Source organism: Serratia sp. NA_13, assembly GCF_052691735.1.
Genome location: NZ_JBQZFV010000032.1, coordinates 1 through 812 on the forward strand (window position 1 = coordinate 1; position 812 = coordinate 812).

The 812-nt window shown below is 52.1% G+C and carries 1 protein-coding gene; it reads left to right on the forward strand.

Annotation, left to right across the window (positions count from 1 at the left end; genetic code table 11):
• Nucleotides 1-812: elongation factor Tu (gene tuf / locus ACUTSU_RS22465; RefSeq protein WP_445654747.1), on the forward strand; the 812-nt coding region annotated here is incomplete at both ends.

The following is an 812-nucleotide window of genomic DNA, read 5'->3' on the forward strand; positions in this document are numbered from 1 at the left end:
GGTACTATCGGCCACGTTGACCACGGTAAAACTACCCTGACTGCAGCAATCACTACCGTTCTGGCTAAAACCTACGGCGGTTCTGCACGTGCTTTCGACCAGATCGATAACGCGCCAGAAGAAAAAGCTCGTGGTATCACCATCAACACTTCTCACGTTGAATATGACACCCCGACTCGTCACTACGCGCACGTTGACTGCCCAGGGCACGCCGACTACGTTAAAAACATGATCACCGGTGCTGCTCAGATGGACGGCGCTATCCTGGTTGTTGCTGCGACTGATGGCCCTATGCCTCAGACCCGTGAGCACATCCTGCTGGGTCGTCAGGTTGGCGTTCCTTTCATCATCGTATTCATGAACAAATGTGACATGGTTGATGATGAAGAGCTGCTGGAACTGGTAGAAATGGAAGTTCGTGAACTTCTGTCTGCTTATGACTTCCCTGGTGATGACCTGCCGGTTGTTCGTGGTTCAGCGCTGAAAGCACTGGAAGGCGAAGCTGAGTGGGAAGCTAAAATCATCGAGCTGGCTGGTCACCTGGATTCTTACATCCCAGAACCAGAGCGTGCTATCGACAAGCCGTTCCTGCTGCCAATCGAAGACGTATTCTCCATCTCCGGTCGTGGTACCGTTGTTACCGGTCGTGTTGAGCGCGGTATCGTTAAAGTTGGCGAAGAAGTTGAAATCGTGGGTATCAAAGACACCGTTAAGTCTACCTGTACTGGCGTTGAAATGTTCCGCAAACTGCTGGACGAAGGCCGTGCTGGTGAGAACGTTGGTGTTCTGCTGCGTGGTATCAAGCGTGAAGA